Genomic DNA, 9519 nt, shown 5'->3' with positions numbered 1-9519 from the left:
CTACCTCGACGCACTCGCCCACCACCGACGCGCCACAGGACTCCCCGCCACCTCCCTCGCCTGGGGAGCCTGGGCCGACACCGGCATGGCGGTCGAGGAAGCCTCCGCGCGGCAGCTCAGCCGCCGTGGTGTGCGGGCGATGAACCCCCAACTGGCTATCACCGCCCTCCAACAAGCACTCGACCACGACGAGACGTTCCTCACCGTCACCGACATGGACTGGGAACGCTTCACCGAAACATTCACCTCGATCCGCCACAGCCCCCTCATCACCGACATCCCCGAAGTCATCGCCACCACCGAAACCACCAGCCTCGACACGCCGACAGACAACCAAAGCGACGCCTCGGCCCAACTGCGTCGACGCCTAGCGGAACTGTCGACGCCCGAACAACTGGAAACACTCCTGGCCCTGGTGCGGACCCACGCCGCCACCACCCTGGGGCATTCGTCCCACGAAGGGATCGAGGTGGGGTGCGCATTCAGGGACATGGGCTTCGACTCGCTCACCGCCGTGGAACTGCGCAACCGACTGCGCACGGCGACCGGACTCGCGCTGCCCACCACCCTGATCTTCGACTACCCCAACCCCACCACACTCGCCAATCACCTGCGTGATGAGCTCCTGGGACGACGGCCTGCCGTCACCGCGCCCGCCTTGCTCACGCCGGTCATCGATGAACCGATCGCCGTGGTGGGGATGGCGTGCCGGTACCCCGGGGGTATCTCCTCGCCGGAGACGCTGTGGGATCTGGTGGCAGCTGGCACTGATGCGATCTCCGGGTTTCCCAGCGATCGCGGGTGGGACTTGGAGGGGCTGTACGATCCCGACCCGGACAGCTTGAGTACGTCCTACGCGCGTGAGGGTGGGTTCCTTTACGACGCGGGCGACTTCGATCCGGCGTTCTTCGGGATCTCTCCGCGTGAGGCGCTGGCGATGGATCCGCAGCAGCGTCTGTTGCTGGAGACGGCCTGGGAGGCATTGGAGCGGGCGGGCATCGATCCGGCCTCACTCAAGGGCAGCCAGACCGGTGTCTTCGCTGGTTCCAGCAGCGGTGACTACGCAACAACCCTGAGCAAGGCGCCGGCTGAAGTCGAGGGCTACCTACTCGCGGGCAACGCGACGAGTGTGGTGTCGGGCCGGGTCGCTTACACCCTGGGTCTGGAGGGCCCGGCGGTCACGGTGGATACCGCGTGTTCGTCGTCGTTGGTGGCGTTGGCGGGTGGGGTGGCGGTGATGTCCACTCCGGGGGTGTTTGTGGAGTTCAGTCGGCAGCGGGGGTTGGCTGCTGATGGGCGGTGTAAGGCGTTTGCTGAGGGTGCGGACGGGACGGGGTGGTCTGAGGGTGCGGGTGTGCTGTTGTTGGAGCCGTTGTCGCGGGCGGTGCGTGAGGGTCATCCGGTCTTGGCGGTGGTGCGGGGGAGTGCGGTCAATCAGGACGGGGCGAGTAACGGTCTGACCGCGCCGAACGGTCCGTCTCAGCAGCGGGTGATCCGCCAGGCCCTGGCCAACGCGCGCCTCGAGGCCACGGATGTCGATGTGGTGGAGGCGCATGGCACCGGCACCACGCTGGGAGACCCGATCGAGGCACAGGCAGTGCTGGCCACCTACGGCCAGGACCGGCCCGTCGACCGGCCCTTGTGGCTGGGATCGTTGAAGTCCAACATCGGCCACGCCCAGGCCGCCGCCGGTGTCGGCGGAGTGATCAAAATGGTCATGGCGATGCGCCATGAGCTGCTGCCCCAGACACTGCACGTGGACGCGCCCACCTCGCATGTGGACTGGTCTGCCGGAGCTGTGTCCCTGCTCACCGAAGCGCAGCCCTGGCCACGCGCCGAGCGACCCCGGCGGGCCGGCATCTCCGCCTTCGGCGTCAGCGGCACCAACCCCACCCCCGCAGAAACCCAGCCCACGACACCGCAAGAGCCGACCGACCACGTGACAGGCCGGGAAACCGGATCGGTCCCGACGGTGATTCCCTGGCTGTTGTCCGCGCGAAGTGAGAGCGCGGTGCGGGACCAGGCACTACGACTGCGCGGCCACCTCCAAACACAGCCCCACCTGGAACCAGCCGATGTCGGCTGGTCACTGGCCACCACCCGATCGGTGTTCGAACACCGCGCCGTGGTCCTGGGCCGGGGGCGTGAGGAGCTGCTGGAGGGACTCCACCAGCTGGCGACCGGCGAACCCGCCGACCGGGTCATCACCGGCAGCACCCCCACCACGGCCACCACCTCCAGCGGCGGCGGTGTGGGTGTGGGTGTGGGTGGGCGGTTGGCGTTCTTGTTCACCGGGCAGGGCGCGCAGCGGGTGGGGATGGGGCGGGAGTTGTATGAGCGGTTCCCTGTCTTTGCTCGGGTGTGGGATGAGGTGTGTGGGTTCTTGGACGTGGGGTTGGAGCGTCCGTTGCGGGAGGTGGTCTTCGCCGATCCGGAGTTGGGTGATTCGGGGTTGGTGGATGAGACGGTGTATACGCAGGCGGGGTTGTTCGCGTTGGAGGTGTCGCTGTTCCGCCTGTTGGAAGCATGGGGTCTGGCTCCGCAGTATCTGCTGGGGCATTCGGTGGGTGAGGTGGCGGCCGCGTATGTGGCCGGGGTGTGGTCCCTGCCCGACGCGTGCACCGTGGTCACCGCTCGCGGCCGGCTGATGCAGGCCCTGCCGGCCGGTGGGGCGATGCTGGCGGTCGAGGCCCGTGAAGAGACCGTACGCCAAGCCCTGGAAGCCGAAGACTACGCGCGGCGGGTGTCGCTCGCGGCGGTCAACGGACCGACCGCCATGGTGGTCTCCGGCGACACGGACGCCATCGACGCACTACGCCACACCTGGCGCGAAGCCGGCTACCGCACCACACCCCTGCGGGTCAGCCACGCCTTCCACTCCCACCACATCGACCCCATGCTCCACGAGTTCGAAACCGCCTTGGCAGGGGTGTCGTTCCAGCCGCCCAGGCTGCCGGTGATCTCCAACCTCACCGGCCGGCCCCTCACCGAAGAGCAAGCCTGCTCACCCCGGTACTGGGCCGAACATGCCCGAGCCACCGTCCGATTCCACGACGGAATCCAATGCCTCGCCCAAAACGGCGTCACCACCTACCTCGAACTCGGACCCGACGCCGTCCTCACCACCCTCACCCACACCACCCTCGACAACACCGATGTGGACCACGAGGAGCCAGCACCCAAGCCGACTGTCATCGCACCCCTCCTGCGGCGTGACCGGCCCGAAACCGACACCCTCATGACCGCCCTCGCCCAAGCCCACACCCACGGCCTCCCCATCACCTGGGAACAAGCCTTCACCGGCACCGAGCCCCAGCGGGTCGACCTGCCCACCTACCCCTTCCAACGCCAGCGCTACTGGCTGGATGTTCCTGCGGGGCGGGGGGATGTGTCGGCGGCGGGTCTGGAGGTGTCGGGGCATCCGCTGTTGGGTGCGGCTGTTCGGTTGGCGGGGTCCGATGGGTTTGTGTTCACTGGGCGTCTGTCGTTGGCCACGCACCCGTGGCTGGCTGATCACGCGGTGATGGACACGGTCTTGCTGCCGGGCACGGCCTTTGTCGAGCTGGCGCTGCACGCCGGAGCCGAGAGCGGTTGCCCCCATCTGGAGGAACTCACCCTCCACGTCCCACTCGTTCTCCCTGATCAGGCAGGTGTGCAACTCCAGCTCACCCTGGATCCACCCGACGACGACGGGCGACGCACGCTCACCATCCACTCACGCGTCGAGCTGCCCCGGGACAGCATTCTGGAGGAGGCGAGCGGGTGGGTCCGCCATGCCACGGGCGCGCTCACCACAGCGGCCCACAGTGCTGCGCCGGTCCGGGCCCCGCTGGACGGGATGTGGCCCCCTTCTGACGTCGAACCCATCGATCTGACCGGCCTCTATGCCGGCCTGACGGAAGCCGGATTCGACTATGGTCCCGGCTTCCAATGCCTCCAAGCCGCCTGGCGGCGCGGTACGACAGTCTTCGCCGAGGCCACCCTGGCCGAAGACCACGCCCACGAGGCCGGCCAGTACGCCCTGCATCCGACGCTCCTGGCCGCCGCCCTGCACGCCGCCACCTTCACCACCACCCCCGAGAGTCAGTCGACGGCTGAACGCCATGACCGGCTGCCGTCTTCTTGGCGGCACATGTCCTTGCATGCGAAGGGCGTGGGTGCCTTGCGTATGTGTCTGACTCCCAGCGGACCGGACGCGGTCGCCGTAACCGTCGCTGATGGCCGCGGGGCACCAGTGGCCGAAGTCGCCGGCCTTGTTACCCACCCCGTCACCCCCGAACAGCTCTTGGCTGCCCGCCCTGCCACCACGCACGATCATCTGTACCAACTGGAGTGGGTCGGCGTTCCCTCCGGACCGCCCGCCACCACCCTCACCGGGCAGTGGGCCGTCATCGATGACGACCCCCTCGACCTGGTCACCGCCCTGACCGCCGCCGGAACCCCCGTGGACACCCACACCGACCTCACCGCCCTGATCCACACTCTCGACTCCGGCGCGGCACCCCCCGACACCGCCATCCTCACCGTCCACCACTGGCACACCCACACCCACACCCACACCCACACCGAGACCGGTGCCGACATCGCCACCACCACCACCACCGCCACCACCACCCGCGGCGATGGGGATCGGCCCGAGTGGGCCGTGGCAGCTCAGGAGACGGCCGAGCAGGTCCGCACGGTGACACACCGCCTCCTCACCTGGGTACAGGCATGGCTAGCCGAACCCCGCCTGACCGGAACCCGGCTGGTCATCGTGACCCAAGGTGCCGTCACCACCGGCTCCCACGACCCCGCCCCCGACCTCGCTCACGCACCTGTATGGGGACTGATCCGCTCCGCCCAAGCCGAACACCCCGACCGCTTCCACCTCCTCGACCTCGACACCCACCCCACCTCCACCACCCACGCCCCCACCGCCGCCCTCAACACCACAGAGCCCCAACTCGCCCTACGCCACGGCACCCTCCACGCCCCCCGACTCACCCGCACCTCTCACCTGAAAGGGCAGGTCGAGTCGGGTTGGTCGGCCGGCTCTCAAGGCACCGTTCTGATCACCAACGGCACCGGCACCGTTGGTTCCCTGTTTGCGCGCCATCTCGTGGTCCACCACGACGTACGCCGTTTGCTGCTCCTGGACTCCGACGGCAAGCGGGCCTGCGACGCCGCGGAACTACAGGCTGAACTGACTGATGCGGGCGCTCACGTCACCATCAGCACCTGCGATACCAGCGACGCCCATGCCCTGGCCGGCCTCCTTGCCACTGTTCCCGTAGAGCACCCGATCACCGCGGTCATCCACACCGCGGACGCGGCCGATGTCGTTGGTGCGCTGGAAGGCGGTGGTCTGAATGGCCTGACCTGCGAGGGGCTGGACGCTGTCCTGCGGACGAAAGTCGACGCCGCGCTCAACCTTCACCACCTCACACGCCACGCCGACCTCACCCACTTCACGCTTTTCTCCTCCGCCTCCGGCGTCTTCGGGGCACCGGGCAAGGCCGATAGCGCCGCCGCCAACACCTTCCTCGACGCCCTCGCCCACCACCGCCACACCCACCACCTCCCCGCCCACTCCCTCGCGTGGGGACTCTGGGCCGCCACCAGCGGCACGTTCAGCCAACTCGACCGCACCGACCAAACCCACCCCAACCGCCCCGGCATCCACCCCCTCACCGACCACCAGGCACTCACGCTCTTCGACACCGCGCACACGACCCCGCACCCCGTCCTCCTGCCCATCCACCTCGATTCCGCGGACCTACGTAACCGAGCAACTCAGGCCGCCCGGCATCCCCTGCTCAGGCGCCTCGTCCCCACTCGACGTGGCGCCGCTGCTCCAGTCCGATCCGCTGCCACCAACGCCGACAGCCTTCGTGTCAGCCTCGCCCCCCTTGCCGTACCGGAACGGCATGAGCTCCTCCTGGACATCATCCGCACGCACGCCGCCAACACCCTCGGATACGCCTCACCCCAGGACCTTCAGGCGACCCGTGCCTTCGCTGACCTGGGCTTCGATTCCTTCACCGCCGTCCAGCTCCGCAATCGGCTGAGTGACGCCACCGGGCTGCGGCTGCCCGCCGGCTTGCTCTTCGACCACCCGACCCCGGAGGCGCTGGCCGTTCACCTTTGTGTCGAGCTTCTGGGGGACCGAGGTGAGAAGGCTCCACTGGTTCCCAAGGCCGCCGCGGTGGTGGCGGAACCGATCGCGGTGGTCGGCATGGCGTGCCGCTTCCCAGGAGGAGCCTCGTCTCCCGAGGCGTTGTGGGACCTGGTGGCCGCCGGAGCCGATGCGATCTCGGGCTTCCCCGTCGATCGCGGCTGGGATGTCGAACGGCTCTATGACCCAGACCCTGGGAAGCCTGGCAAGTCCTATGTACGCGAGGGTGGATTCCTCCATGAAGCGCCTGAGTTCGACGCGGCCTTCTTCGGGATCTCCCCGCGTGAGGCACTGGCGATGGATCCACAGCAGCGACTGCTGCTGGAGATCTCCTGGGAAGCCGTGGAACGTGCGGGCATCGACCCGACCGCGCTCAAGGGCAGCCAGGTCGGTGTGTTCGCGGGGGTCGCGTCCCAAGAGTACGCCCCACGTATTCAAGAGGCGCCGGACAGCGTCGAGGGTTATTTGTTGATGGGTAATGTGACCAGTGTCGCCTCTGGTCGCGTGGCGTACACCCTGGGCTTGGAGGGCCCGGCGGTCACGGTGGAAACAGCGTGTTCGTCATCGTTGGTGGCCCTGCATCTGGCCTGCCAGGCCCTACGCACTGGCGAGTGCTCGATGGCCCTGGCCGGCGGTGTCACGGTGATGTCGACGCCGGGCGGGTTCGTGGAGTTCAGCCGGCAGCGAGGGCTCGCCGCCGATGGACGGTGCAAGCCGTTCTCGGCGAGCGCGGACGGGACCAGCTGGTCCGAAGGCGCGGGCATGCTCCTGTTGGAGCCGCTGTCTCATGCTGAGCGCAACGGTCACCCGATTCTGGCAGTCGTACGGGGGAGTGCGGTCAACCAGGACGGGGCCAGCAACGGCCTGACCGCGCCGAACGGTCCTTCTCAGCAGCGGGTGATCCGCCAGGCCCTGGCCAACGCCGGTCTGGTGACGAGCGATATCGACGCGGTGGAGGCCCACGGCACCGGCACCGCGCTGGGCGACCCGATCGAGGCGCACGCCCTGCTGGCCACATACGGTCAGGACCGCCCAGCTGAGCGACCCCTTCGACTGGGGTCGCTGAAGTCGAACATCGGTCACAGCCAGGCTGCCGCAGGTGTGGGCGGGGTGATCAAGATGATCATGGCTCTGCGGCGAGAGGTGCTGCCGAAGACCCTGCACGTCGATGCGCCCACGCCGCACGTGGACTGGTCCGCCGGAGTGGTGAGCCTGCTCACCGAAGCGCAGCCCTGGCCACGCGCCGAGCGACCCCGGCGGGCCGGCATCTCCGCCTTCGGCGTCAGCGGCACCAACGCCCACCTCATCCTGGAACAGTCGCCCACCTCCGTCGAGCCACCCGGGTGGGCTTCTGACCAGGCAGGCGAGGGGGACACAGGGGCGGAGTCGGCGCGGGAGTCCTCCTCGGAGCCGATGGTGGTGCCGTGGCTGATCTCCGGACGTGATGAGAGTGCCGTGCGGGAGCAGGCGGTGCGGTTGCGGGCGCATGCCCAAGCATGTCCGGAGCTTCGGCCGGCGGATGTGGGTTGGTCGCTTGCCGCAACCCGGTCGGTGTTCGAGCACCGTGCCGTGGTCCTGGGCCGGGGGCGTGAGGAGCTGCTGGAGGGACTCCACCAGCTGGCCACCGGCGAACCGGCCGACCGTGTCATCACCGGCAGCGTCCCCACCACCGCCACCACCTCAAGCGGTGCCGCGGGTGTGGGTGCGGGTGGGCGGTTGGCACTCTTGTTCACCGGGCAGGGCGCGCAGCGGGTGGGGATGGGGCGGGAGTTGTATGAGCGGTTCCCTGTCTTTGCTCGGGTGTGGGATGAGGTGTGTGGGTTCTTGGACGTGGGGTTGGAGCGTCCGTTGCGGGAGGTGGTCTTCGCCGATCCGGAGTTGGGTGATTCGGGGTTGGTGGATGAGACGGTGTATACGCAGGCGGGGTTGTTCGCGTTGGAGGTGTCGCTGTTCCGCCTGTTGGAAGCATGGGGTCTGGCTCCGCAGTATCTGCTGGGGCATTCGGTGGGTGAGGTGGCGGCCGCGTATGTGGCCGGGGTGTGGTCCCTGCCCGACGCGTGCACCGTGGTCACCGCTCGCGGCCGGCTGATGCAGGCCCTGCCGGCCGGTGGGGCGATGCTGGCGGTCGAGGCCCGTGAAGAGACCGTACGCCAAGCCCTGGAAGCCGAAGACTACGCGCGGCGGGTGTCGCTCGCGGCGGTCAACGGGGTTCCAGCCGCCCAGGCTGCCGGTGATCTCCAACCTCACCGGCCGGCCCCTCACCGAAGAGCAAGCCTGCTCACCCCGGTACTGGGCCGAGCAGGCCCGAGCCACCGTCCGATTCCACGACGGAATCCAATGGCTCGCCCAGCACGGCGTCAGCACCTACCTGGAACTCGGACCTGACGCCGTCCTCACCACCCTCACCCACACCACCCTCGACAACACCGATGTGGACCACGAGGAGGGGGCACCCAAGCCGACTGTCATCGCACCCCTCCTGCGGCGTGACCGGCCCGAAACCGACACCCTCATGACCGCCCTCGCCCAAGCCCACACCCACGGCCTCCCCATCACCTGGGAACAAGCCTTCACCGGCACCGAGCCCCAGCGGGTCGACCTGCCCACCTACCCCTTCCAACGCCAGCGCTACTGGCTGGATGTTCCTGCGGGGCGGGGGGATGTGTCGGCGGCGGGTCTGGAGGTGTCGGGGCATCCGCTGTTGGGTGCGGCTGTTCGGTTGGCGGGGTCTGATGGGTTTGTGTTCACTGGGCGTCTGTCGTTGGCCACGCATCCGTGGTTGGCTGATCACGCGGTGATGGACACGGTCTTGCTGCCGGGCACGGCCTTTGTCGAGCTGGCGCTGCACGCCGGTGCCGAGAGCGGTTGTCCTCATCTGGAGGAGCTCACCCTCCACGCTCCACTCGTTCTCCCTGATCAGGCGGGTGTGCAGCTCCAGCTCACCCTGGATCCACCCGATGACGACGGGCGACGCACGCTCACCATCCACTCACGGGTGCAGGACCCCGACGACGAATCCGAGCAGGGCACCTGGCTTCAGCATGCCGCTGGAATTCTGACCGCCGACAGTTTTGACGACCAGCCGGCTGAGGCCGGCAAGGACTCGTCATGGCCCCCGGCTGATGCCGAGCGGATTCCGACCGACGACTTCTACCAGCAGCTGGCCGACCTCGGGTTCGGCTATGGCCCTGGGTTTCGGGGTTTGCGTGCTGCTTGGCGTGTGGGTGACGAGGTGTTCGCTGAGGTGGTTCTCCCTGAGGACCAGGCGCAGTGTGTGGGTGGTTTTGGGGTGCATCCGGCGTTGTTTGATGCGGGGTTGCATGCGTTGGGGTTGTTGGTTCCGGTGGGGGTGTCGGGGGGTG

At 68.3% G+C, this 9519-nt stretch carries 2 protein-coding genes and 1 pseudogene; all 3 read left to right on the top strand.

Translation table 11 applies throughout. The annotated features are described in order from the left end of the window. A partial coding sequence (locus tag CD790_RS36720; protein ID WP_399218696.1) for a beta-ketoacyl synthase N-terminal-like domain-containing protein occupies positions 1–8542 on the top strand: 8542 nt, incomplete at its 5' end. Beyond that, positions 8433–9092, top strand: a pseudogene (locus CD790_RS37100) (polyketide synthase); the annotation flags it as partial. The gene CD790_RS36720 and the pseudogene CD790_RS37100, both read left to right, overlap by 110 nt. After that, positions 9084–9519 (top strand): polyketide synthase dehydratase domain-containing protein (locus tag CD790_RS37095; RefSeq protein ID WP_399218698.1); only part of this gene is annotated, 436 nt, incomplete at its 3' end. The pseudogene CD790_RS37100 and the gene CD790_RS37095, both read left to right, overlap by 9 nt.

The sequence above is a fragment of the Streptomyces sp. SAJ15 genome (assembly GCF_007595705.1).
Classification (GTDB): Bacteria; Actinomycetota; Actinomycetes; order Streptomycetales; family Streptomycetaceae; genus Streptomyces.
The sequence above is the reverse complement of the archived record's forward strand: the minus strand, read 5'-3'. Positions and strand labels throughout refer to the sequence as shown.